General features: G+C 72.7%; 20 protein-coding genes. 9 read left to right on the top strand and 11 right to left on the bottom strand.

All coding sequences use genetic code 11. The annotated features are described in order from the left end of the window. Positions 1–22 precede the first annotated feature (22 nt). From Pta02_RS15040 to Pta02_RS15065, 6 genes are all read left to right on the top strand, one after another. Positions 23–1,609, top strand: a complete 1,587-nt coding sequence (locus Pta02_RS15040) for an acyl-CoA synthetase (protein ID WP_203875422.1) — start codon at positions 23–25, stop codon at positions 1,607–1,609. Between the two features lie 524 nt (positions 1,610–2,133). Next, positions 2,134–3,639 carry an aldehyde dehydrogenase (NADP(+)) gene (locus tag Pta02_RS15045; RefSeq protein ID WP_203875423.1) on the top strand — a complete coding sequence of 502 codons (1,506 nt, stop codon included), beginning with the start codon at positions 2,134–2,136 and terminating at the stop codon, positions 3,637–3,639. A 274-nt stretch (positions 3,640–3,913) separates the two neighbouring features. Next, on the top strand, positions 3,914–6,091 hold the full coding sequence (locus Pta02_RS15050; protein ID WP_307837470.1) for a transglycosylase domain-containing protein: 2,178 nt from the start codon (positions 3,914–3,916) through the stop codon (positions 6,089–6,091). A gap of 341 nt (positions 6,092–6,432) precedes the next feature. Beyond that, the gene (locus Pta02_RS15055) at positions 6,433–7,404 is read left to right on the top strand and encodes a LacI family DNA-binding transcriptional regulator (protein ID WP_203875424.1); all 972 of its coding nucleotides are present in this window, start codon (positions 6,433–6,435) and stop codon (positions 7,402–7,404) included. Between the two features lie 79 nt (positions 7,405–7,483). Beyond that, a complete protein-coding gene (locus Pta02_RS15060; RefSeq protein WP_203875425.1) occupies positions 7,484–8,437 on the top strand; it encodes an aldose epimerase family protein in 954 nt (317 codons plus the stop codon). A 156-nt stretch (positions 8,438–8,593) separates the two neighbouring features. Beyond that, positions 8,594–8,896, top strand: coding sequence for a hypothetical protein (locus Pta02_RS15065; RefSeq protein WP_203875426.1), 303 nt, complete (start codon positions 8,594–8,596; stop codon positions 8,894–8,896). A gap of 177 nt (positions 8,897–9,073) precedes the next feature. On the opposite strand, the gene Pta02_RS15070 is transcribed toward Pta02_RS15065, so the two are convergent. The 3 genes from Pta02_RS15070 to Pta02_RS15080 form a co-directional block, all read right to left on the bottom strand. Continuing rightward, positions 9,074–9,652 (bottom strand): GNAT family N-acetyltransferase, encoded by a 579-nt coding sequence (locus Pta02_RS15070; protein ID WP_203875427.1) that lies wholly within the window; start codon positions 9,650–9,652, stop codon positions 9,074–9,076. A gap of 72 nt (positions 9,653–9,724) precedes the next feature. After that, positions 9,725–10,369, bottom strand: coding sequence for a LysE family translocator (locus Pta02_RS15075; protein WP_203875428.1), 645 nt, complete (start codon positions 10,367–10,369; stop codon positions 9,725–9,727). Between the two features lie 35 nt (positions 10,370–10,404). Continuing rightward, the gene (locus Pta02_RS15080; RefSeq protein WP_239130584.1) at positions 10,405–11,430 is read right to left on the bottom strand and encodes a LysR family transcriptional regulator; all 1,026 of its coding nucleotides are present in this window, start codon (positions 11,428–11,430) and stop codon (positions 10,405–10,407) included. Positions 11,431–11,504: 74 nt separating this feature from the next. On the opposite strand from Pta02_RS15080, the gene Pta02_RS15085 reads away from it, so the two are divergent. Continuing rightward, positions 11,505–12,029, top strand: coding sequence for a cysteine dioxygenase family protein (locus Pta02_RS15085; RefSeq protein WP_239130593.1), 525 nt, complete (start codon positions 11,505–11,507; stop codon positions 12,027–12,029). A 16-nt stretch (positions 12,030–12,045) separates the two neighbouring features. On the opposite strand, the gene Pta02_RS15090 is transcribed toward Pta02_RS15085, so the two are convergent. The 4 genes from Pta02_RS15090 to Pta02_RS15105 all read right to left on the bottom strand — a co-directional run bounded on the left by Pta02_RS15090 (position 12,046) and on the right by Pta02_RS15105 (position 17,365). Continuing rightward, entirely contained in the window at positions 12,046–12,621 is a 576-nt protein-coding gene (locus Pta02_RS15090) for a TetR/AcrR family transcriptional regulator (protein ID WP_373872377.1), read from the bottom strand. A gap of 20 nt (positions 12,622–12,641) precedes the next feature. Beyond that, positions 12,642–14,966, bottom strand: a complete 2,325-nt coding sequence (locus tag Pta02_RS15095; RefSeq protein WP_203875430.1) for a YhgE/Pip domain-containing protein — start codon at positions 14,964–14,966, stop codon at positions 12,642–12,644. Continuing rightward, positions 14,963–15,910, bottom strand: coding sequence for an ATP-binding cassette domain-containing protein (locus Pta02_RS15100; protein WP_203875431.1), 948 nt, complete (start codon positions 15,908–15,910; stop codon positions 14,963–14,965). The genes Pta02_RS15095 and Pta02_RS15100 overlap by 4 nt, the downstream gene beginning before the upstream one ends. A 105-nt stretch (positions 15,911–16,015) precedes the next feature. Further along, positions 16,016–17,365 carry a dipeptidase gene (locus Pta02_RS15105; RefSeq protein ID WP_203875432.1) on the bottom strand — a complete coding sequence of 450 codons (1,350 nt, stop codon included), beginning with the start codon at positions 17,363–17,365 and terminating at the stop codon, positions 16,016–16,018. A 278-nt stretch (positions 17,366–17,643) separates the two neighbouring features. Between Pta02_RS15105 and Pta02_RS15110 the strand changes: the two genes are divergently transcribed. Next, positions 17,644–19,038, top strand: a complete 1,395-nt coding sequence (locus Pta02_RS15110; RefSeq protein WP_203875433.1) for an aspartate aminotransferase family protein — start codon at positions 17,644–17,646, stop codon at positions 19,036–19,038. Between the two features lie 64 nt (positions 19,039–19,102). Next, complete coding sequence (gene ald / locus Pta02_RS15115; protein ID WP_203875434.1) at positions 19,103–20,218, top strand: alanine dehydrogenase; 1,116 nt, start codon at positions 19,103–19,105, stop codon at positions 20,216–20,218. A 154-nt stretch (positions 20,219–20,372) separates the two neighbouring features. On the opposite strand, the gene Pta02_RS15120 is transcribed toward ald, so the two are convergent. From Pta02_RS15120 to Pta02_RS15135, 4 genes are all read right to left on the bottom strand, one after another. Continuing rightward, the gene (locus Pta02_RS15120) at positions 20,373–21,806 is read right to left on the bottom strand and encodes a tetratricopeptide repeat protein (RefSeq protein WP_203875435.1); all 1,434 of its coding nucleotides are present in this window, start codon (positions 21,804–21,806) and stop codon (positions 20,373–20,375) included. 85 nt (positions 21,807–21,891) lie between these two features. Further along, positions 21,892–22,836 (bottom strand): sulfite exporter TauE/SafE family protein, encoded by a 945-nt coding sequence (locus Pta02_RS15125; RefSeq protein WP_203875436.1) that lies wholly within the window; start codon positions 22,834–22,836, stop codon positions 21,892–21,894. 464 nt (positions 22,837–23,300) lie between these two features. Then, complete coding sequence (locus tag Pta02_RS15130; RefSeq protein ID WP_203875437.1) at positions 23,301–23,948, bottom strand: response regulator; 648 nt, start codon at positions 23,946–23,948, stop codon at positions 23,301–23,303. Beyond that, entirely contained in the window at positions 23,945–25,066 is a 1,122-nt protein-coding gene (locus Pta02_RS15135; RefSeq protein WP_203875438.1) for a sensor histidine kinase, read from the bottom strand. The genes Pta02_RS15130 and Pta02_RS15135 overlap by 4 nt, the downstream gene beginning before the upstream one ends. Positions 25,067–25,236 lie beyond the last annotated feature (170 nt).

A 25,236-nucleotide genomic window follows, 5' to 3' on the forward strand; every position in this document is an offset into this window, starting at 1 on the left:
TCCGAGGACGGGAGTCCCCCCGATGGAGTTCAACCACGCAGATCTGTTCGAAGGGCTCGCGGACGCGATCGGGGACCGCGTCGCCGTCGTGTGCGGCCGGGACCGCATGACGTACGCCGAACTGGACGCGCACGCCAACCGGCTCGCCCACCACCTGGCGGCCGACGGGGTCGGGCCGGGCGACCACGTCGGGATCCAGCTCTACAACGGCGTCGAGTACATCGCCGCGATGCTGGCGGCACTGAAGCTGCGGGCCGTGCCGGTCAACGTCAACTACCGCTACGTCGAGGCCGAGCTGCTCTATCTCTACCGGGACTCCGACATCGTGGCCCTGCTGTTCGACGTGGAGTTCGACGACCGCGTGGCGGCGGTCGCGCCGCAGGCCTCCGGGCTGCGGCGGTTGATCGCGGTGGGCGGGGCGTCGAAGGTGCCCGGGGCGGTGCCGTACGAGGAGGCGCTGGCCGGGCAGCCGGAGACGCGCGGGTTCCCCGAGCGCTCGGGCGACGACGTCTACATCATCTACACCGGCGGCACGACCGGCATGCCCAAGGGCGTGATGTGGCGGACCGAGGACCTGTTCTTCGCCTTCGGCGGCGGCAACCCCTACGGCGACCCGCTGCCCACCCCCGAGGCCGTGATCGAGCAGGCCCGCAACTCCGGGCCGCTGATCATGATGGCGGCGCCCCCGCTGATGCACGGCGCGGCCCAGATGGCCACCTTCATCACCTGGTGGATGGGGGGGACCATGGTCTACGTCCGCAAGTTCGACGCCGCCGAGGTGCTCCGGACGATCCGGCGGGAGAAGGTCTTCACGATCAACATCACCGGCGACGCGATGGCCCGCCCGCTCGCCGAGGAGCTGGCCACCGGTTCCCACGACGTGTCGTCGCTGACGATCCTCAGCTCCACCGGGGCGATCCTGACCGGTGCGGTCCGCGACCGCCTCCAGGAGCTGCTGCCGAACACGATGATCCTGGACAACTTCGGCTCCACCGAGTCCGGCTACACCGCCTCGGCCGTGCCCGGCTCCTCGCCGGAGGCGGGGCTGCGCTACCAGCCCAACGCCGCCTCCGGGCTGGTGGTGCTCAACGAGGTGCTGGAGCAGGTCAAACCCGGTTCCGGCGAGATCGGCACGGTCGCCAAGAGCGGCCGGATCCCGCTCGGCTACTACAAGGACGAGGAGAAGACCCGGCGCACGTTCGTGACCGACGCGGCCGGGATCCGGTGGCTGCTCACCGGGGACATGGCCACGGTGGAGGAGGACGGCACGATCGGGATCTTCGGCCGGGGCTCGGTCTGCATCAACACCGGCGGGGAGAAGGTCTACCCGGAGGAGGTCGAGGCGGTGCTCAAGGGGCATCCCGCGGTCTTCGACGCGGTCGTCACCGGGGTGCCCGACGAGCGCTGGGGCAACAAGGTCGCCGCCGTGATCGAGCCCCGCCCCGGCACGTCCCCGTCGCCGGAGGAACTGGACGCGCACTGCCGTACCCAGCTGTCCGGCTACAAGGTCCCCCGGGCCTTCGCCTTCGTCGATGAGATGGTCCGCTCCCCGGCGGGCAAGGCCGACTACCGCTGGGCCAGGGAGACGGTCCAGGCCGCCCAGTCCTGACCGGCCGGCGGTTCCCGGGCTGTCGGCTGAGCACGACAGGTTCGATCGGACGGGTGAGTCCTGGAAGAGGCGGGTACGGCGGCGCGTATCGGCTGGTGAGCCCACCCGTGAGGCGCGTCCGTGGTGGGGCGGGCGTCGCCCGCCCAAGCTGCGCCCCGTGACAGGCGCCGGTCCCCTCTCGCGCCGCTCCGGGATCTCCACCTGGCCGGACTCGCTCGTCCAGGTGGACGCGGATCAAGCGGATGGTCGGATACGTCAGGTTCGGCTGGTTGGACACGATCTCTCGAACGCCAGGCGGGTGACGCGTTCTCTGCGGGAGTGGTCTTCTACACGGGGACGGATGCCTGAGTTCCGGTCCCCGGCTCAAAGCGCTGCCGGTCGGCGCGCTCTGGCGGCTTGCCCTCTGAGCCGGAGGCTGTGCAAACTGCCGTACCCGGTTGTCGGGCTGACGGGATTCCGGGGCAGGGCAGGCAGAGAAAGCGCTTACCGTGGGGGTGAACGCCCCTGGAGACGAGAGGCAAGCGATGCTCCACTCATACGACCCGCGGACCGGCGAGCCCGTCGGCGATCCTTTCCCCCTCAGCTCCCCGGCCGATGTGGACGCCGCCGTCCGGGCCGCCCACGCCGCGGGGCGGGTCTGGCGGGCGACGCCGGCCACCGAGCGCGCCCGCGAGGTCTCCGGCGCACCGGCCGGGCCGTCGCGGGCCGAGGTTCTGGAGGCGGTGGCCGACGCACTGGACAAGCACGTCGAGGAGCTCTGGCGGGCCGCCGACGCCGAGACGGCGCTGGGGGAGGTACGGCTGCGCGGTGAGGTCGCCCGCGCGTCCGGGCAGTTCCGGCTCTTCGCCCGGGTGCTGCGCGACGGCGGCCACGTCGAGGCGGTGATCGACCACGCCACCGCCGAACCCCCGGTCCCCGACCTGCGCCGGATGAACCACCCGCTCCCCGGTGTGGCCGGCGTCTTCGCGGCGAGCAACTTCCCCTTCGCCTTCTCGGTCGCGGGCGGCGACGTCGCCTCGGCCCTGGCCGCCGGCTGCGCCGTGGTCGTCAAGGTCCATGACGGGCATCCGCGCACCTCGGAGCTGTCGGCGGAGGTCATCCGGGGCGCCCTGCCGCAGCCCGGGCTGCTGGGCCTGGTCCGGGGCCTGGAGGCGGGCGGGCACCTCGTCCGGCACCCGGACGTGGCGGCCGTCGGCTTCACCGGGTCGATCCCCGGCGGCAAGGCGATCCAGGCGCTCATCGGCGAGCGCCCCGATCCCATCCCGTTCTACGGCGAGCTGGGCAGCGTCAACCCGGTGGTCGTGCTCCCCTCCGCCGGCCGCGACGGCCTCGCGCGGGGCTTCGCCGCCTCGCTCACCCTGGGCGTCGGCCAGTTCTGCACCAACCCGGGCCTGGTGTTCGTGCCCGACGACGCCGGGCTGCTGGACGCGCTGACCGAGGCGGTCGCCGCGACCGCCGGGGGCCCGATGCTGACCGGGAGGATCAGGGACGGCTACGTCCGGGGCCTGGACCGGCTGGCCGGCGCGCTCGCCCCGCTGGCCGAGGGCGGGCCGGGGGAGAGCCCCCTGTCCGTGGCGCCGCGGGTGTTCACCACGGGCCTGGCGGCCTTCGCCGAGGGGCTGCCGGAGATCGCGCAGGAGTGCTTCGGCCCCGCCGCGATCGTGGTGACCTACCGCGACCCGGCGGAGCTGCCCGCCGTACTGGAGCGGCTGGAGGGATCGCTCACCGCCACGATCCACGCCACGGACCCGGCCGAGGCCGGGGAGGTGAGCGAGGTGCTGCGCAGGAAGGCGGGACGGCTGATCTGGAACGGCTGGCCGACCGGCGTGGCCGTACGCTGGGCCATGCACCACGGCGGCCCCTGGCCCGCCGGCACCGCCCCGGCCCACACCTCCGTCGGCGCGGCCGCGATCCGCCGCTGGCTGGTGCCCACCGCCTACCAGGACTGGCCCGCCGAGCTGCTCCCGGCCGAGCTGCGCGAGGACAACCCGCTGGGCATCCCGCGGCGCGTCGACGGCGTCCTGGCCTGAATCCGCGGCGCGTCGACGACATCCTCGCCTGAACCCGCGTCCCCGGCCCGCGTCCCCGCGGTTCCGCCCGTCCGAGGGGAAGATCGAAAACTATCCGGAACTGGGGTCATTCGGAAATCGATATCGTTGTGTTCCCGATATCGGTATTAGACACGAATCACTCCGGTCTGGTTTGCTCCTGCCTGTCCGTCGGACGAGAGCGGGGCCGGGCCGGGCCGGACGGGGGCCGGGGCCGACGGTACGGGGATTCGTCGACGAACGGAGTGACGGAGCAGTGGGGACCGCGTCGAAGATCGGACGCCTGATCGCCATGGGGACGGCCGCGGGCGTGCTGGTCGCGGGGATCGCGTTGCCGGCCGTGGGGGGTGCGGGCGCCGGGTTCCTGGCGGCGACCGAGGAGATCGACCTCAAGCCGGCGGAGCTCGTCGAGCCGCCGCCGGCGGAGGTCACGGTCGTGCAGGACGCCCGGGGCGGCGAGATCGCACGGTTCTACGAGCAGTACCGCCAGGCGGTCCCGCTCGGCGAGGTGGCCGAGGTCATGAAGACGGCGATCATCTCGATCGAGGACTACCGGTTCTACGAGCACGGCGCGATCGACATCGAGGGCACGATCCGCGCGTTCGCCAAGAACCTGCACTCGGGCCAGGTCAGCCAGGGCGGCTCCAGCATCACCCAGCAGTACGTCAAGCAGGTGCTGCTCAACTCCGCCGGCAACGACGAGGAGCGGGGCAAGGCGCTGGAGGCCAGCTACGCGCGCAAGCTCAACGAGCTGCGCTACGCGATGGCGGTGGAGGAGAAGTACTCCAAGGACGCGATCCTGGAGAAGTACCTCAACATCGTCTACTTCGGCGCGAGCGCCTACGGCGTGGAGGCCGCGGCCGACAGGTTCTTCGGCGTCTCCGCCTCCGAGCTCACCCTCGCGCAGGCGGCGACGCTGGCGGGAGCCGTACAGGACCCCAACGCCACCGACCCCAACCTCGGCCGCAAGCACCGCGATCGGCTGCTGAAGCGGCGCAACGTCGTGCTGGACCGGATGGCGGAGCTCGGGAAGATCACCGAGGCGGAGGCCGCGGAGGCGAAGGCCGCCAAGCTCGGCTACAAGGGCACGCGGCTGCCCGGCGGCTGCGAGACCGGCAGGTATCCCTATTTCTGCCTCTACGTGCGCAACGAGATCCTGAGCAACCGCGCCTTCGGCAAGACCGCCGGGGCGCGCAAGAGGTTCCTCGACCGCGGCGGCCTGACGATCAGGACCACCATCGACCCGATCATGCAGGCGGCGGCGGACCGGGCCATCAGGAAGCGGGTGCACGCCTCCGACCACCCGGTCGCGGCCCAGGCGCTGGTCCAGCCGGGCACCGGGGCGATCAAGGCGATGGCGGCCAGCCGGAAGTACGGCGCGGACGCCGACAAGAACGAGATCTCCTACAACGTGGTCGCCGACGCCGCCCACGGCGGCGGCACCGGCTTCCAGGCCGGCTCCACCTTCAAGACCTTCACGCTGCTCACCGCCCTGGCCGAGGGGATGAAGACCGACGACGGCCTGACCGCGGGGGCCGGGTACCGCGCGCCGGGCTATTCGACGTTCAAGAACTGCAAGGGTGAGAACATCGGCGATCCGAGCCACACCGTCACCAACGACGAGGGCAGCCCGGGCTGGAAGAGCCTGCGGACCGGTACCTGGCAGTCGGTGAACACCTTCTTCATGGTGCTCCAGGAACGCGTCGGGCTCTGCGACACGGTCAAGACGGCCAAGTTGCTCGGCATCCACCGCTCCGACGGGCTCAAGCTCCAGGAGTACGAGACGTTCACGCTCGGCATCAACGAGATGGACCCGGTGACCGTGGCCAACGCCTACGCCGCGATCGGCGCCCGCGGGAAGTTCTGCGAGCCGCTGGCGATCACCAGGATCACCGACAGGAACGGCAAGAGCACCGACTACGAGCCCGAGTGCCGCCAGGTGATCGACCCCGAGGTGGCCGACGCCGCGGCCGACGTGCTGTCGGGTGTGTTCACCCAGGGCACGATGCGGGCCGTGGGCGGGATCGACCGTGACGCGGCGGGCAAGACCGGCACCACCGACGGCTACGCCAGCGCCTGGTTCGCCGGGTTCACCCCCGACCTGGCCGGCGCGGTCAGCGTCGGCGACCCGCGCGGCTCGCAGAACCACAAGCTGGTCGGCGTCACGATCGGCGGGCAGTACTACGGCTCGGTCTTCGGCGCGAGCATCCCTGGCCCGATCTGGAAGGACACCATGATCGCGGCCCTGAGGAACGTCGAGCCGACGCCCTTCACCCCGATCAACCAGGCCAGGTTCGGCGGCTGCGGCGAGGGCTGCCGGCCTGCGCCGCCCTCCGTCCCGGACGAGACCGGGACGGGGGACACCGAGGGCGACGGGCCTGAGGACGACGGAGCCGGGGGCGACGAGTCCGGGGGCGACGAGTCCGGGGAGTGAGGCCGGCGCCGGGCGGGACGGCGCTCCGCGGCGGGACTCCCGAAGAGGCCCGGGGTTAGGATCGGGCCGAAGGCGAGCCGCGGATCCCCTGTACCGCGGTCCCTGCCACCGGGCAGGGACCGCCGGACCGTCACTGCAACCGATTGCTCGAAACCTCGCGGCCGCCCCGACGCACCACGCAAGACGCCGTCCACCGCCTCCTCGCCCGCCCTCCGGGGCGGATATCGAGGTGGCGACGACAGCGGCGGATCGGATGAGCTCCCGGGGGAGCCGGGCATCCGGCGTTGACAATGATGCAACCGCTTGCACTAATGTGCAGCAGTACGCGGACAAGGAGCACAGTGGCAGCGACGATCAGAGACGTGGCGCAGGCGTCGGGGGTGCACGTCTCCACGGTGTCCCGGACCTTCTCGGCGCCCCACCTCGTCAACGCCGAGACGCGAACCCGGGTGCTCGCCGTGGCCGAGGACCTCGGCTACCGGCCCAACCGGGCCGCCAGGGCGCTCACCACCGGCCGGACGCACAACCTCGGGCTGATCGTGGCCGACATCTCCAACCCGTTCTTCCCCCCGCTGATCAAGGCGGCCCAGGCGCACGCCAGGACCCGCGACTACCACGTGTTCGTGGCCGACACCGACGAGGACCCGCTGGTGGAGGAGGAGCTCATCCAGACCCTCACCAAGCAGGTCGACGGGGTGCTGCTGTGCAGCCCGCGGTTGTCCAACCGCGCCATAGAGCGCCTGCACGCCGACGTGCCGTTCGTCGTCGTCAACCGCAGGGTCAAGGGCATGCCCACCGTCCTGATGGACGTCCGGTACGGCGCCCGCCTCGCGATCGACCACCTGACCGGGCTCGGCCACCGCCGGATCGCCCTCCTGTCCGGCCCGAGCGGCTCGTGGACGAGCAAGGAGATGTACGAGACCGCCGCCGCGGCGGGCGGGGTGGACCTGGTCATCATCGGCCCCAACGCCCCCACCGAGGAGGGCGGGCTCGCCGTCGCCGCCGAGGTGATCGCCTCCGGCGCGACCGGCGTCCTGGCCTACAACGACCTGGTCGCCATCGGGCTGATCGAGGGGCTCTACGAGCGCGGCGTCCAGGTCCCCGCCGACATCAGCGTCGTCGGAGTCGACGACATCGTGGCCGGACGGCTGAACCGGCCCAAACTGACCACCGTGGCGATGCCCACGGCCGCCGCCGGGCGGATGGCCGTGGACCTGCTGCTGCAGTCGGTCGACGACGGCGGCGCCGCCACCCTGGCCACCCTGGCCACCAGCCTGGTCGTGCGAGAGTCCACCGGACAGGCGCGCGCGTGAGCGTCACGGGCGCCCCGCCGGGCGGCGGGGACGCGGTGGGAATCATCGGTCGGACGTCGTCAGCGGAAGAGGTGGACGCGTGAACTTCGGAACCATGCCCTCGGGAGAGCCCGTCGAGAGGCACGTCCTGGAGAAGGGACGGATGCGGGCCGCGGTGCTGAGCTACGGAGCGGTCCTGCAGTCACTGGAGGTCTCCGGGGTCGACGTGGTGCTCGGCTGCACCACGCTGGAGGACTATCGGACGCGCAGCCGTTACTTCGGCGCCGTCGTCGGGCGGTACGGCAACCGCATCGCGCGCGGCCGCTTCACCCTGGACGGGGTGGAGCACCGGTTGCCGGTGAACGACGGGCCCAACAGCCTGCACGGCGGGCCGGGCGGCTTCTCCTCGCGGGTCTGGCGGGTCGTCGAGGCCTCCGGCACGGCCGTGACGCTCGAGTACGTCAGCGCGGACGGGGAGGAGGGCTACCCGGGCACGCTGACCACCACGCTCACCTACACGCTGACCGAGGACGCCCTGACCCTCGACTACCGCGCGGTCACCGACGCCCCGACCGTGCTGAACCCCACCAACCACTCGTACTTCAACCTGGCCGGGGGCGGCGACGTCCTCGACCACGTGATCCGGATCGACGCCGACAGCTATCTGCCCGTCGACTCCACCAAGATCCCCACCGGTGAGCTGGCCCCCGTGGCGGGCACCCCGTTCGACCTCAACGCGCCGCAGCGGATCGGGGACCGGATCGACGACCCGCTGCTGGGCGGCGGCTACGACCACTGCTACGTGCTGCGCGGCGACATCGAGGTCACCTCCCCGGCCGGGGACCTGACCATGCGGGTCACCACCACCGAACCGGGCGTGCAGTTCTACACCGGCCACATGCTGGACGGCGTGGCCACGGACTACGGCAAGTACTCCGGCTTCTGCCTGGAGACCCAGCACTTCCCCGACTCCCCGAACCACCCCCACTTCCCCGGCACCGTCCTGCGCCCCGGCGAGGAGTACACCTCCACCACGGCCTACCGCTTCGCCTGAGCGGCACGGGGAGCGTCCCCGGGTCCGGTCGCGGACCGGCCGATCCGGCCGGCCGCACCCGGGGCGGCCGAATGAACCCCGGCGGTGCGGGAAGACAGCCGGTGACGGCGCGTCCCGCATCCGGGACGCCGTGACGCAGGAGGAGGGGACGGACGGATGCCCGCGCGTGGTGAGCCCTCGGTCGCGGCCTCGGGCGAGTGGGTGGACGACACGGGCGTACGGATGCCCGCCGGCGAGGTGCACGCCTGGTGGCCGGGGACGAACCAGACACTGTGCGGGCTGGCGCTGAGCCGGTCGCAGCTGCGCAGGTTCCACCACGTGTCCTGGCCGGAGACCTTCCCCGAGTCGGGCGGCGCGGCCGAGGAGGTGCGCCAGGTGTGCCGTAGGTGCCAGGGCGCGACCGGCCGTTCCAGCCGCGGCTGGAGCAGGGGCTGGACCAGGACCTCCCCCCGCCCCTGACCCGCGGGGCTGGTGAGCCCGCCCGTGGTTGCACGTCCGGGACGGGCCGGGTGCCGCCCACCCACGCTGCGCCGTACGGCGGCTGCGCCTGCCCCCGCCGCCGTGGCACACGCGGCGAAGGGCGCCGGGGATCGAGGTGGGCCCGACGACTCCGGGCTCGCCGGAGGATCGGGACGGTCAGGCCGGTCGCTCCCCGGCCTGCCGGGCCTCCCAGGACTCCCTGTCCAGGGCGTACTCGACGTCCCCGTGCTCGGAGCCCTCGATGATCTCCGGCCATTCCTGGTGGAAGGTCCGGACCAGGCGCAGACCCGACTTCTCCATCACGCGCCGGGATCCGGCGTTGACGGTCATGGTCGAGGCGACCACCCGCCGCGCGCCCAGCTCGGTGAACCCCTTGCGGATCAGCGCCCGCGACCCCTCGGTGGCGTACCCCCGTCCCCAGGCCGAGCGGCGCAGCCGGTATCCCAGCTCGGGCTGGTCGGGCGGGTCGCCCTTCCGGGGACGGAAGTGGAACCAGCCCAGGAACTCCCCGGTGGACCTGTCCACGGCCGCCCAGAAGCCGTACCCCTCGAAGCGCTCGTAGTAGCCCAGGAACGCCGGCAGGAAGTCCTCGCGGATCTCCTCGCGCGGGGTGGGCCTGCCGCCGTTGATGAAGCGCATGACCTCCGGGTCGCCGTCGAGCTCGACCAGGTGGTCCTCGTCGGCCTCGGTGAACCGGCGCAGCACCAGGCGCTCGGTCTCCAGGAAGACGTGCACGCTTCGGCTCCTTCTCCCGGGACGGGCTCTCTGTGACGGGCTCTCGTACGGCGGGCGCCGTAGCGCGGGCGCTCAGGCCTTGGCGGCGGCGCTCTCACCGGTGAACGCGGCGGCGGCGCCCAGGCCCAGATAGACCAGGCCGCTGGTGAGGTCGAGCCGGCGGCGGGCGCGCACGGACCGGCGCAGGCGACCGGCCACGGCCGAGGACAGCAGGGCGTAGGCGCCGTCGCTGACCAGGCCGAGCGCGATCCAGATCACGCCGAGCAGCACGATCTGGGGGGCGATCGGTCCCGCGGCCGGGTCGGTGAACTGGGGGAGGAACGCGAGGAAGAAGATCGCCGTCTTGGGGTTGAGCACGTTGACGACGAACCCCTCCCAGAACATGCGCGACCTGGTGGCGACCGGCGGGTCGACGGCCTCCCCGCCGTCGCGGTGGCTCATCAGCTTCCGTATGCCCAGCCAGATGAGGTAGGCCGCGCCGAGATACTTGACGATCGTGAACGCGGTCGCCGAGGCGGCGAGCAGGGCGCCGACGCCGAGCGCGGCGGCGGCCACGTGGACCATGGATCCGAGGTGGATGCCGAGGACGGAGACCAGCCCGGCGCTCCTGCCCTGGGCGACGCTGCGCGTGACGATGTAGACGACGGCGGGCCCCGGAACGATCATCAGGGCGAGGGTCGCGGCGGAGAAGACGGCGAGCGTGGCGAGGTCGGGCATGACAGGATCGTAGGCACGCCCCCGCCTCGATCGCCTCAGATTTTCCGGCACCTCGCCCCGGCCGGCTCTCCGGTACGGCGCGGCGGGCGGGAGGCGGTCATCTCGGCCGCCACGCAGGTCAGGGCCGCCAGCAGGGCGGTGGTGGCGGGCGGGTCGGGGGGTTCGCCGTAGGTGGCGGCGTAGATGTGGCGGGTCGAACCGGGGATCTCGGCGACGTCGACCCCGGCGTGGCGGTGGGCCTGCAGCGCCAGACCGGGCAGGGCGGTCACCCCCATCCCGGCGGCGACCAGGGCCTGGACGGCCACGATGTCGTCGCTGGTGAAGGAGATGCCCGGCTCGAAGCCGTCCTTGGCGCACAGGTCGAGCAGGTGGCTGCGGCAGCGGTCGCAGCCCGCGATCCACCGGTCGTCGCGGTGGGAGAGGAGCACACCGGCCGGTGCCGGGCGGGGATCAACCGGGGAGAGCGCCGCGCCGGTCGGGAGGGTCTCCTCCGGGGAGAGCGCCGCGCCGGATGGACCGGCCCGATCGGGGTGGCCCGGGGTGACCAGATAGCTGGGGTCGTCCAGGAGGTGCAGGAGACGGATGCCGTTGTCCTCCGGGGCGGTGTCGTCGTAGCGGAAGATGACCGCCACGTCCACGTAGCCCGCGCGGAGCATGCGCAGGGCCTCCGGGGGTTCGGTCTCGGTCAGGCCGAGTTCCAGGCCGGGATGCTCGCGGGCGAGCAGGGCGGCGGCCGCGGGCACGAAGGTGCCGACCGCCGAGGGGAAGGCGGTCAGCCTGACCCGGCCCGCGCGCAGGCCCACGTGGGCGGAGAGCTCGGCGGTGGCCGAGTCGACGCGGCCGACGATCTCGGTGGCCCGCTCGGCGAGCATCCGCCCGGCCTCGGTCAGCCGGATGCCCCGGCCCGCCCGCTGGACCAGTTTGGCCCCGGTCTCGGCTTCGAGCTTGGCGAGGTGGTGGCTGACCGAGGGCTGGGAGTAGTGCAGCTCCCTGGCGGCCTTGGTGACCGAGCCGTGCCGGGCGACGGCGGCCAGCACGCGAAGACGCACGATGTCCAGCATTCATCAACGGTATCTATGATTCAGCGGAATCATAGGCATTGGACGTCATGTATCGGGCGGCGCAGGCTTGGAGCATGGCAAGCATGACGCTCACCCGTCCCGGCCTGGCCGAACTGGTCGAAGGGCTCAGGGAGCTCACGAGCCGGTCAGGCGAGCCGCGGGCCACGGTCTTCGCGGTCGCGGACCTGCTGCGTGAACGGCTGCCCGCGCCCGAGATCCTCACCGCCGGGGAGCGCGCCGGCGATCCGGAGACCTACGTCAGGCACACCCTCCACACCGAGCCCGGCTTCTCGATCGTCGCCGTCGTCTGGCGGCCCGGCCAGCGGACCAGGCCCCACGACCACATCGCCTGGTGCGCCTTCGGCGTGCTGCAGGGCGTCGAGTACGAGACGCTCTACCGCGACGAGGGCGACCACCTGACCGAGATCGGCCACGTCGCCAACCGCGTGGGCGACGTCAGCGGGTTCGCCCCGCCCGGGGACATCCACAAGGTCCACAACATCGGCGACACCACCGCGATCTCCCTGCACGTCTACGGCGCCGACCTCGGCGTCGAGCCCTCCAGCGTCCGCCGTACCTACGACCTGCCCATCCGCTGACCGCCGCCCGCGAGCGTCATCCGGCGACCCGGCCGTGCAGGAGGTCGACCAGGGTGGCGTGGACCCGTTCGATCGGGCGGCCGGGGTGCAGCGCCTTGCGCTCGATCGCCACGGTCAGCACCATGCCGAACACGGCGGTCGCCGCGGTCTCCACGTCCAGGTCCCGGCGGACCGCGCCCTCGGCCACCGCCCGGCGCAGCACGTCCGCGTAGACGCCGAGCACCTCGCGGCGGAGCCGGGCCACCGCGTCCTGCCAGGCGGTGTGCCACATCTCGGCGAGCAGCACCCGGGCGAACGCGCCGTACTCCTCGAAGAACCGCAGCTGCGCCAGGACCACCGAGTCGAGGGCGTCAAGCGCCGTCTCCCCGGCCGCGGCCCCGGACATGGCGCCGGACAGCAGGCCGACCCCGTGTTCGAGCAGGCCGGTGAAGAGCGCCTCCTTGGTGCCGAAGTTGTAGAACACGGTGCCCTTGGCCACCCCGGCCCGCTCGGCGATCGCGTCCACGGTGGTGGCGGTGTAGCCCTGCTCCGCGATCAGCTCCACCGCCGCGGTGAACAGCCTGAGCCTCGTCTCGGCCCGACGGCCGCTCACTTTCATATGGCAAACGGTAGTCACAGGGAGAGCTCGGGGTGCAGGCGGCGCATCGACCAGGTCCGTCCCTTGTCGACGGCGTGGACGCTCAGCGCCAGCCCCAGGACGGTGAACAGGGCCAGCACCCCGCACGTCTGCCAGGCCACGGTCAGGTCGCCGCCGCTGATCAGCCGTCGCAGCGCGCTGACCACCCAGCTCATCGGCAGCCACGGCGAGATGGTCTGGAAGAACCCCGGCGAGGTCTCGATCGGGTAGGTCCCGGCGGCCGAGGTGAGCTGGAGCATCAGCAGCGCCAGCACCGCGACGCGGCCGGGCGCGCCGAGCAGGGCGTTGACCGCCTGCACGATCGCCAGGAAGGCTGCCGCGGTCAGCAACAGGACCCCGACCACCCCCGCCCAGTGCGCGGCCTCCAGCCCGAGCCCGAACCGCAGCACCGCCAGCAGCACGCCGACCTGCGCCGACCCCAGGGCGAGACCGGGCAGCCACCCGGCCACGGCGATCCGCCAGGCGGGAGCCGTACCGGCCAGGAGCCGGGGGTTGAGGGGGCGCAGGACCATGTAGGTCACCATCGCGCCGACCCAGAGCGCCAGCGGCACGAAGAACGGCGCGAACCCGGTGCCGTAGTTGGGCACCTCGTTGACGACGTGGTTGGCCAGGGTGACCGGCTCGCTCATCATGCCGGTACGGCTCGCGCGCTCGTCCTCGCCGTAGTCGGGGATCTCCTTGGCACCGTCGGCGAGCTTCTCGCTCAGCTCGTGGGATCCGTCGGCCAGCCTGCCGAGACCCTCCCCGAGCCGGTCGAGGCCGTCGTCGAGCCTTCCGGCCCCGTCGTGCAGCCTGCCGACCCCGCTGTCCACCCGCGCGGCTCCGTCGCTGAGCTTGGTGATGCCGCCGTCGAGCCTGGTGATGCCCTCGGCGAGCCGGGCCGAGCCCTGGCCGAGCTTCACGACACCTGAGGTGATCTTGTCGTTGGCGGTCACGGCGTCGCCGAGACCCGCCTGCAGCTTCGCCGAGCCCTGGGCCAGGGCGGCGAGTCCCGTGTCGAGCTGGTTGATCTTGTCTCTGGCCTCGTCGAGCCGGCGGCCGGCGGCCGGTGCGAGCTCCGCCGTACGGCCGGCGACCTCCGAGATCCGCCGGGCGTCCCGCTGGAGCCGGGCGACGACCGAGCCGTCGCCTCCCGCGGAGGCGCTCTCCAGCCCGTGGGACACCCGCGTGGTGGACTGGACGAGCCGCTCGGCGGCGGCGCGCAGCTCCGGATCGGCCTCGGGGTCGGCGTCCAGCACGGCCAGCAGCCGCTCCGCCTGCCCCCGAGCCTGCCCGGCCTCCTGGCCGAGCGAGGCGGGCAGCGCGCCCGCGCCCTCGGCGACCAGGTCGGCGCCCCTCTCGACGGCCCGCGCGAGCGCCTGGATCCGCCCGCCGTTCTCCTGCAGGAGCGGGACGTACTTGTCGGCGGCCTGATTGATCTTCGGCACCTGGGCGTGGACCTGCTCATAGGCCTGGGCGTTGCCGTCGGCGATCTTCTCGGCGCCCGTGGAGAGGGTGCCGAGCCCCTCGCCCAGCTTCCGGGACCCGTCCGCGGCGGTCACCAGGCCCTCGGCCAGCTTGTCCGCACCGGAGGACAACGTGCCGGTGGCGGCGGTGGCGCTGTCGAGCCCCGCGGTGAGCCGGTGGGTGCCGCTCTTGGCCTGGCCGAGGCCGGTGGTCAGGGCCGTCGCGCCCTCCCCCAGCCGGCCGGTGCTGTCGAGGGCCTTCCGGTTGCCGTCGTAGAGCGTGTCCGCGCCGTCGGCGGCCTTGGCGGTGGCGTCGTGCAGCTCCCCGAAGGAGACGAAGACGCTGTCCCAGTAGTCCTTGATCGCCGTACGGCCGGCGGCCTCCTTGACCTCGGCGAACACCGCGTCGGAGATCGTGCCCATGATGTAGCTGCGGCCGGTGTCCACCGTGACGCCGAGCTCGGCTGGGGTGGGCGTGCCCTCGCCCGAGGGCGAGGCGAGGCGAGCGCTGAAGTCGGCGGGGATGGTCAGGGAGAGATAGAAGCTCCCGTCCCGGACGCCGTCGGCGGCCTGGCGGGCGTCGACCCGGTGCCAGGCGAAGACCTCGCGGTCCTGGAGCTCCTCGGCCAGGTCACGGCCCGCGTCGATCGTCTTGTCGTCCGCCCTGGCGGGGCGGTCCTCCACGACGAGCGCCACCGGGATGTTCTCCAGGTTCCCCTGCGGGTCCCAGAACGACCACAGGTACAGCCCCGCGTAGAGCAGCGGCAGCATCACCACGCCCGCCAGCGCCGCCCGGGTCAGCCGCGACCGGGTGAACCGCCGCAGCTCCAGCCGCCCCGCCCGCAACGGCCTCATCGGTCTTCCTCCAGGCTCTCGTCCGCCCGCCCGGTGGAGGCGGCGTCCTCTTCGCTGTCGTCCTCCGGCTCGCCCGGTACGGCCTGCCCGCCGCCGTCGCCCGTCGGCTCGCCCGGTTCGGCCCGCTCGTCACCCCGGGCCTCGTCGTCGTCCCCCGGATCCGAGGCGGCCCCCGCCTGCCTCGGATCCGGGGAGTCCTCCGGTTCTCCCCGCTTCTCCGGCTCCTGCGAATCTTCCGGTTCGAGGAGCCCCAGGGTCGCGAGCCCTCCGAGGTCCTGCGACCCGTCCGGATCCGCGGGACAACCGGGATCGCCGGGTTCCCGCGGGGTCAGCTGCAGCGTCCGGGCCAGCGGGCTCTCGGTGCAGGAGGCGATCACCGTCAGCCCCTGTCCGGCCAGCTCCTCCAGCGTCGTCCACAGCGCCGCCCGCCGGTCGGCCGTCAGTCCCGCGTCGAGGTTGTCGACGACCAGCAGCCCGGGGCCGTCGAGCAGGGCCAGCGCGATCCCCAGGCGCATCCGCCGCTCGTGGTCGAGGTCGCGGATCAGCGTGCGGTCGTCGGGGGACAGGTCGAGGCCCGCCCGCTCCAGCGCCGCCGCGGCCCGCCGGGAGGCGGCGGTGTTCCAGAACAGTCCCCGCGCCCGCTCCCGCACGTGCTCGCGGACCGTCAGCGCCCTGTCCAGGTCGTTGACCCCCTCGACCGGGCCGAGTGCGGCGACCCGCCGGACGGCCCCGGGCCTGGCGTGCCCGGCGACGGTGAGGACGCCCGCGGTGGGCCGCATCCGCCCGGCCAGCGTGAGCAGCAGGCCGGTACGGCCGCTGCCCGCCTGACCGGCGACGGCGGTCAGGGTCCCCGGCCCGGCGTCGAGGCCGACGTCGCGGTAGACCCAGCCGTGCCCGCCCCTCAGGGACAACCCCTCGGCGTGCACCGCGACCCCTCCGGACATCGGACCTCCTTAGAACTGACCAGTCAGTACAAAAACTAGCACAGAAAAAGCCCCACCCCGCGAAGGGGTGGGGCGTCCTCACGGCCGGCCGGCCGGCCGCTCCGGTCAGCCGGCGAACGCGGAGGCGTACTCCTGCAGGAAGATCGCCTCGGCGACGGCCGTACGGCGCAGCTCCTCGATGACGACCCGCTCGTTGGGCGCGTGGATCGAGGCCCCGTCGTCCTCGGCGCCGAAGAGCAGGATCTCGGCCGCGGGGAACTGCCTGACGAACGTGGAGACCAGCGGGATCGAGCCGCCGGCGCCGACGTCGCGCGGCGGGCGGCCGAAGGCGCGCTCCATGGCCCGGTTGAGGGCGGAGCGGGCGGCGCCGCCGGTGTCGGACAGGAAGCCCGAGCCGAGCGTGTAGTCGGAGAAGCCCACCTGGGCGCCCCACGGGGTGACCTGCTGCAGGAAGTCGACGATGGCCTCCACGGTCGTCTTCGGGTCGCCCGCCGGAGGGACCCGGACCGTGACGCGGGCCCTGGCCACCGCCTGGACCGCGTTGATCGCGCCGGAGACGGTCGGCACGTCCAGGCCGGTGACCGTGATGGCGTAGGAGGCCCACAGACGGTCGGCCAGCGAGCCCGAGCCGACCAGCGAGACCCCGTCCAGCACGCCCGCCGTCTCGCGGAACTCCTCCTCCGACGGCCCGACGCCCAGGAAGGTGCCGCGCGGCAGGCCCGGGACGCGGATGTCGCCGTTGTCGTCGTGCAGGGCGCCCAGCATGCGGATCAGCGCGGCCAGGGCGTCCGGGGCGGCGCCGCCGAACGAGCCGCTGTGCAGCGACTCCTTCAGGGTGCGCACCTCGATGGTGAAGGCGCCCATGCCGCGCAGCGAGGTGGTCACCGCCGGGTCGCCCACGCGCGGGTTGCCGGTGTCGGCGACGATGATCGCGTCGGCCCTGAGCAGCTCGGGGTGGCGCTCGACGAAGGCCTCCAGGCGCTCGCCGGCGTACTCCTCCTGGCCCTCGATGATGACCTTGATCCCCACCGGGAACCGGCCCTGGAAGGCGCGCAGCGCGGCGACGTGGGAGATGACGCCGGACTTGTCGTCGGCGGCGCCGCGGCCGTAGACCGCGCCGTCGATCTCCGTCGGCTCGAAGGCGGGGGTGTTCCACAGGGCCGGGTCGCCCGGGGGCTGGACGTCGTAGTGCGCGTAGAGCAGCACGGTCGGCGCGCCGGGGGGAGCGGGGGCCTCGCCGTAGACGGCGGGAAAACTCCCGTCGACCGGGATCTGCCGGACCTCGGGCAGCCCGGCGCCGCGCAGCAGTTCCTCGGTCGCCGCGGCGGCGGCGTGCACGGGCTCCTCGGGGTGGCCGGGGAAGGCCACGGAGGGGATGGAGACGAGCCGCTTGAGGTCTTCGACTGCCCGGGGGAGGCCCGCGGCGACGGCGCCTTCGATCTCGTCAGGTGTCACGACGTTCCCTCGCATCTATCTCACTATGTGGTCGGACTAATTGGAGCACAGCGGCGGGTGCCGCCGCCCGCACCCCATCCTCCCGCCCGGGACGCCGCCGCGGGACGGGCCGCGCCACACGCTGGATCTTCGTAGGGCTGGGTCGCGGATTTCGTCGTCGTTACAAGACCGTTTTGCGGATTCCGAGGTTCTTACACGATGAATCTACGTTTTCACTTGGCAAGCGTGCCTTCGGCATGCACACTGTGGGAAGCCCAGCTCACTGAGGGAAGATTGTGATGACGTACCCGGAAGACACCGATGTGGCGTCGGTCATGAAGGCCGCGCAGGACAACCTGTGGATGCACTTCACCCGGCACGGCTCCTACGCGGACGCCGAGGTGCCCATGATCGTCCGGGGGGAGGGTGCGTACGTCTACGACATCCACGGCAAGCGCTACCTCGACGGCCTCGCCGGACTGTTCGTCGTCCAGGCCGGGCACGGCCGCAGCGAGCTGGCCGAGGCCGCCGCCAAGCAGGCGCAGGAGCTGGCCTTCTTCCCCCTGTGGTCCTACGCCCACCCCAAGGCCGCCGAGCTGGCCCAGCGCCTGGCCGAGCAGACCCCCGGCGACCTCAACCGGGTCTTCTTCACCACCGGCGGCGGCGAGGCCGTCGAGACCGCCTGGAAGCTCGCCAAGCAGTACTTCAAGATGACCGGCAAGCCGCTCAAGCACAAGGTCATCAGCCGTCAGATCGCCTACCACGGCACCCCGCAGGGCGCCCTGTCGATCACCGGCATCCCGCTGTTCAAGCAGATGTTCGAGCCGCTGGTGCCGGGCTCGGTGCGGGTGCCGAACACCAACCACTACCGCGCCGACGAGATCACCGGCGTGGCCGGCATGACCCCGGAGCAGTACGGCTACTGGGCCGCCGAGCGCGTCGCCCGCGCCATCGAGATGGAGGGCCCGGACACCGTGGCCGCCGTCTTCGTCGAGCCGGTGCAGAACGCCGGCGGCTGCTTCCCGCCGCCGCCCGGCTACTTCCAGCGTCTGCGCGAGATCTGCGACGAGTACGACGTGCTGCTCGTCTCCGACGAGGTCATCTGCGCCTTCGGCCGCCTCGGCACCATGTTCGGCGGGCAGAAGTTCGACTACGTGCCCGACATCATCACCTGCGCCAAGGGCATGACCAGCGGCTACTCGCCGATCGGCGCCATGATCGCTTCTGAGCGCCTCTTCGAGCCGTTCAAGCAGCCCACCGAGATGTTCGCCCACGGCTACACCTTCGGCGGCCACCCCGTCTCCGCGGCGGTGGCCCTGGCCAACCTCGACCTGTTCGAGCGCGAGGACCTGCTCGGCCACGTGACCCGTAACGAGCCCGTCTTCCGCGCCACCCTCGAACGCCTCCACGACCTGCCGATCGTCGGCGACGTGCGCGGCTCCGGATTCTTCTGGGGCATCGAGCTCGTCAAGGACAAGGCGACCAAGGAGACGTTCACCGCCGACGAGTCCGAGCGCATGCTCCGCGGCTTCCTGTCCAAGGCCCTGTACGACGCGGGCCTGTACTGCCGCGCCGACGATCGCGGAGACCCCGTGATCCAGCTCGCTCCCCCGCTCATCTGCGGCCCCAAGGAGTTCGACGAGATCGAGTCGATTCTCCGCTCCGTGCTCACCGAGGCATGGAACCGGCTCTAGGGCGCAAAACGCCCTGAAGGCTCCCACCCCCCTCTCTGTCGAGAACTCCTGAAAGGAAACCTTCGTGAAGATCGGTGTTCCTGCCGAGGTCAAGAACCACGAGTACCGCGTCGCGGCCACCCCCGCGGGCGTGCACGAGCTGGTCCGCAACGGCCACGAGGTGGTCGTCCAGCGCGGCGCCGGGCTCGGCTCGCACCTGCCCGACGAGGACTACCTCGCGGCCGGCGCCAAGATCCTCGACACCGCCGACGAGGTGTGGGGCGAGGCCGACATGATCCTCAAGGTCAAGGAGCCCATCGCGGAGGAGTACCACCGCATGCGCCCCGGCCAGGTGCTGTTCACCTACCTGCACCTGGCGGCCGGCAAGGCGTGCGCCGAGGCCCTGCTGGAGCGGCAGGTCACCGGCATCGCCTACGAGACCGTCCAGGTCGGCAACACCCTGCCGCTGCTCGCCCCGATGTCCGAGGTCGCGGGCCGCCTCGCCCCGCAGGTCGGCGCCTACAACCTGATGCGCTTCAACGGCGGCCGCGGCGTGCTGCCCGGCGGCGTGCCCGGTGTGGCCCCGGCCAAGGTCGTGGTCATCGGTGCCGGCGTCTCGGGCCTCAACGCCGCGCAGATCGCGGTCGGCATGGGCGCGGACGTCACCGTCCTCGACCTCAACATCGACCGCCTGCGCCACATCGACGCCATCTACCAGGGCCGCCTGAAGACCCTCGTCTCGACCTCCTACGCGATCGAGAAGGAGGTCCTGGAGGCCGACCTGGTCATCGGCGCGGTGCTGATCCCCGGCGCCAAGGCCCCGACCCTCGTCTCCAACGACCTGGTCTCCCGCATGAAGCCGGGCTCCGTGCTCGTCGACATCGCCATCGACCAGGGCGGCTGCTTCGAGGACTCCCGGCCGACCACGCACGCCGAGCCGACCTACACGGTCCACAACTCGATCTTCTACTGCGTGGCCAACATGCCGGGCTCGGTGGCCAACACCTCCACCTACGCGCTGACCAACGCGACCCTGCCGTACGCGGTCAAGCTCGCGAACCTGGGCTGGAAGGCCGCCCTGGAGCAGGACGCCTCCCTGGCCCTGGGCCTCAACACCCACGCGGGCCTGCTCACCAACGAGCAGGTCGCCGTCGCCCTCGGCCTGCCGTTCACGCCGCTCTCCGAGGTCGTCTCCGACTGACCCCGCCGGCGAGCGCCCCATGCCCGTCCGGGGGCATGGGGCGCTCGCCGTTTTCCCGGCGCCGGACGGACTTTCCCCACGCCGGACGGACTTTCCCCACGCCGGACGGACTTCCCCACGCCGGACGGACTTCCCCGCGTGGGGCGGGCCTTTGTCAGCGCAGGCCGAGACGGGCCCGCAGGTCGCGTGCGGTGGTCAGCACGTGCTCGACCTCCGCGGCCGTGGGCCAGGGGGAGCTGCCCGGCCGCAACAGCGTGTCCCGCACCGAACCGAGGTGCTCTATCGCGCCCCGGTGGAGCCCGCTGTGCGCGGTCAGCCAGCCGGCGGCGTCGGTGTGCTCGGGCATCGGCCGGGTGACCAGGTCCCAGGTGCCGAGGATCTCGGTCAGGTCGCAGGCCCGTAGCGGGATGCCGCCCCGGCGGGCCAGGGACGAGGCGGTCAGCTCGGCGCGGGCGACGAGCTCGGGTTCGGCGAGGCGTTCCCAGGGCGGGGCCGGCGGTCCGGGCTCGGCCGCCCGGGGCTCCGGGACGTCGTGGGCGCCGTGGGCGGAGCCGGTCGCCGCCAGCAGCGAGGCGAGCTCGGCGGCCGCCTGCGGGTGACCGGCCCGCGCCGCCTGGCGGAACCAGTGCTGGCCGCCCTGCAGGTCACCCAGCTCGGCGATGAGCAGCAGGCCGAAGTTGAAGGCGGCCTCCGGGTCGCCGCCGGTCGCCGCCCGGCCGAACCAGTGGCTGGCCGCGCCGGAGTCGCCCAGCTCCACGCAGACGAACCCGGCCATCCGCTGGTCGCCGACGCGCCCGGCGGTGGCGGCGCGCTCGAACCAGGCGCGGGCGGTGCGCAGGTCGCCGCGCGACAGCGCGATCCCGCCGAGCTGCGAGGCGGCGCCGGGATGCTCGCTCCCGGCGGCCAGCCGGTAGAAGCCCTCCGCGCCCACCGGGTCGCGATGGGCCGCCAGCAGAAGTCCGAGGTGGTAGGCCGCGTCGGCGTGACCGCACCGGGCGGCCCGCTCCCACCACATGAGCGTCTCCTTCTCCTCGCCCATGGCGTAGGCCAGGAACCCCAGGTCGTGGGTGGAGGCCAGATCACCGTCGAGGGCCGCCCGGCGGTGCCACTCTCCGGCGGCCCGCGCCTCGCCGTCGTCCTCGTACAGCAGCGCCAGGCGCCGGGCCGCGGTCCGCGAGCCCGCCCGGGCCGCCGTCTCGAACCACCGCCGGGCCGCGGGCAGGTCGCCTCGCTGCTCCAGCAGCAGGATCGCCAGGTGCACCGCGGCCTCGGTGTCGTCCGCGCCGGCGGCCAGCTCGTACCATCGCACGGCCTCGTCGAGGCCGCCGTGCTTCTCGTGCCAGAGGCCCAGGTTGTAGGCGCTGTCCACGTTTCCCGCCGCGGCGGCCCGCTCCCACCAGCGCCGCGCCGCCGCGCGGTCGCCGCGCTGCGCGTAGTGGCGGCCCAGCAGGTGGGCGGCCTGCATGTCGCCCCCCTGAGCCGCCTCCAGCAGATCGGTCCGGTCCTGCGCGCCACTCTCGTGCTCCGCGCCCCGTGGGGCGGGCACCAGGATCGCGGTCGCGTCCGGATCACCCGGCCACCACCCCATGTCATCCTCCTCGCCGACAATGCACAGGGTCGCATGTAACCGTATGCGGACGGAGAGTAATCGCCGCTTCGATTCCCGGGAGTGCTCAGACGAAGGTGACGAACCCCGTATACATTCCCATCGAGCAGACGTAGCGCAGCGACCCCGGACGCTGCGGGCCGAGCCGTACGACGGCGGGCAGGGCCACGTCGCGGCCGTCGATGGTCAGGGACCGTGCGCAGCCGGGACTCCCCGCCAGGCGGAAGGTGATCTCCACGGGCACGCCCGCGCGGGCGGTGACGATCCCCGGGCGGTAACCCCGGTCCGTCGCCCAGACGTCGATCCGCTGCACATCGCCGGCCCCGGGCGGTCGCGCGTGATCGTGACGAGCCTCAGAGGTCTGCCGTACGGCCTGCGCCGCCGCGGGGCCGGGGAGCCACCCGCCCAGGCGCAGCCCCGAGGTCGCGGTCCACAGCCCGGCGGCCAGCGCGAGCACCCCCGCCAGCGCCGCCAGGCGGGTCGAGGCCATCCGGCGAAGAGCCAGCCCGAGCAGGGCGAACGCGGGCGCGCTGCCCGTGACGAACCCCGCCATGACCGCCGTGCCGCCGAGCGCGGAGCCGCTGGAGACCGCGACCGCCTCGGCGCTCAGGGTGACCCCGCAGGGCAGCAGGATCGTCGAGGCTCCCAGCAGCGCGGCCCTTCCCAGGGCCGGTGCGGCCTGCCGTCCACCCCCGTGGGAGGGGCACGCGCGGGACCTCCCGGTGAGCAGGCGCAGCCCGAACCCGATGACCGCGACCCCCGCCACGATCATCAGCGCGGCCCGCACCCCCGGCGTCAGTCGCACGGCCGAGCCCAGCAGCCCCAGCAGCGCCCCCGCCGCCAGATGGGAGGCGAGCCGTCCGGCCAGGAACAGGGAGACGACCTTCGGCCCCGAGACCGTGGCCCGGGTGGTCAGCCCGGTCAGCAGACCGCCCTGCACGGCCGTGCACGAAGCGGTGCCCGCCACCATCCCGGCGGCGAGCCCCCCGACGAACAGCGCGGCCGGCTCCACTCAGCGAGCGGCCGGGCCCGCGATCCAGGTCCCCACGGCTCGACGGTAACGGCTCCCGCCGGGGTCGAACAGTGACATTGCCGTCACCCTCCGCCGTCACGCCTCGTCATCCACCCCGCCGGGGCGGTGCGCTCAGGTCTGCCGGAGGGCTTTGTCGAAGACGGAGGTGTCGAGCGTGAAGTCGACGGGCGCGGGGAGGCGGCCGGAGCCGGGACGAAGTCCGGTTCGACTGGATCTCGGGGGTCGTCGATGCGGACATCGACTTTGCCGGGATGGGCGCGCCGGTCACGCTCCACGGTCGGTGAGTGAAGCTCGCGGGAAAGCGGTGTCGCGATCCAGCCGTGCTCGGGGGTGGGCCGCAGGTCGGCGTGCTGTTTCTGCGAGGTCATGACCATGATCACGTGTCTCTTCGTGTTCTGGTGGACGCGGTCGGTATCGCAAAGATCGATCGGCCCGGAAGGGACTCAGGTCCAGCCGGGGCGGACCAGGCCGCTCTCGTAGGCGATGACCACGAGCTGGGCGCGGTCGCGGGCCTGGAGCTTCATCATGATGCGGCTGACGTGGGTCTTGGCCGTGGCCGGGCTCATGAAGAGCCGGCCGGCGATCTCGTCGTTCGTCATGCCGGTGCCGACCAGGGCGAGGACCTCCCGCTCGCGGTCGGTGAGCGGGGACAGGTCGAGGCAGGAGGCGGGCTCCTTGGCGCGGCTGGCGTACTCGGCGATGAGGCGGCGGGTCACGCCGGGGGAGAGCAGGGCGTCCCCGGCCGCGACGACCCGGACGGCCTGGATCAGCTCGGCGGGCTCGGTGTCCTTGACCAGGAAGCCGCTGGCGCCGTTGCGCAGGGCCTCGAAGACGTACTCGTCGAGCTCGAAGGTGGTCAGGATGACGATCCTCGGTCCCGGCGGCATGCGCCGGGTGGCCTCCAGCCCGTCCATGCCGGGCATCCGCACGTCCATCAGGATCACGTCCGGCCGGTGCTCGCCGGCCAGCGCGATGGCCTCGGCCCCGTCGGCGGCCTCGCCGACCACGGTCATCCCGGGCTGGGCGTCGAGCAGCGCCCGGAACCCGGCCCTGACCAGGGCCTGGTCGTCGGCGAGAACGATCCTGATCACGACTCCTCCGCGGGGACCGGCAGCCGCGCCTCGACGCGGAAGCCCGGTCCGTGGCGTCCTGCGGTCAGCGTGCCGCCCAGGGCGGCGGCCCGTTCCTTCATACCGGGGATGCCGTTCCCGCCGCCCAGGCTCTCGGCGGGCGTCCCGTCGCCGGAGTCGGTGACGCGGATCAGCAGCTCGCGGGGGCCGTACTCCAGCAGGACCTCCACCGTGGAGCCGGGGGCGTGCCGGGCGGTGTTGGTCAGGGCCTCCTGGACGATGCGGTATCCGGCCAGGTCCACCCCGGGGGGCACCGGCCTGGCCCGGCCGGTGACCCGCCGGGTGACGTCGAGGCCGTTGCGCCCGGCCGGCTCGGTCAGCTGGTCCAGCTGGTCCAGCCCGCCGGTGGGCGAGCGGGGCGCGCCGTCGCGGAGCACGCCGATCAGCGAGCGCATCTCGGTCAGCACCTCCTTGGACGCCTGCTTGATCGTGGTGAGCGCGGTGCGGGCCTGCTCGGGGTTGTCGTCGATCAGGTGCAGCGCGGTGGAGGCCTGCACGTGGATGAGCGAGATGTTGTGGGCGAGCACGTCGTGCAGTTCCTGGGCCATGGTCAGCCGCTCCTCGCTGGCCTGCCGCCGCGACTCCTCCTCGGTGATCCGCTCCCGCTCGGTCCTGCGCTCCTTCCTGGTCCGGGCGAACTCGCCCACGGCCAGCAGGACGCCCATGACGGCCGCGATCGTCAGGGAGTGCCACAGGCCCGGGCTCGGGACGGGCGCCAGCCAGGTCGTGTAGACCACGAAGAACGCGTAGCCCGACACCGCGAACGCCCAGGCGGTCCGCCGGTGGCCGAGGGCCAGGGCGTTGTAGAGCGCGATGCCCGGGCTGAAGAAGATCGGGCCGTAGGGGTGGCCCCGCATGACGAAGACGACCATCGTGGCCAGGGTGAGGGCCAGGGTGAGCACGGGACGGCTGCGCCGCCAGGCCAGGACGAGCCCCCCGGCCAGCAGCAGCGCGTTGCCCGCCGGGTCCACCGGCAGCCGGTCGGGCTGGTTCTCCTGCGCCCCGTAGTTGGTGGCGACCTGGGCGGCCGCCACGATGATCGGGAGCATCCGGTCGGTCCAGCGGGGGTGGGTTCGCACGTCCAGCACCTTATGTCCGGCGGCGTGACCTGCGCGTCCCCCCGGTGCGGCAGGCCACGCTACATCCTCCGGGGTAGCCGGGGGTGTTCCCGGGGTAGGTGGGGCGGAAATCTCCCCCGGGAGAAGTGCTGACAATCCTGACAAGCTGGGTAAAGCTGTCCGGAGGAGGT

The sequence above is a fragment of the Paraplanobispora takensis genome (assembly GCF_016863195.1).
Lineage (GTDB): Bacteria > Actinomycetota > Actinomycetes > Streptosporangiales > Streptosporangiaceae > Planobispora > Planobispora takensis.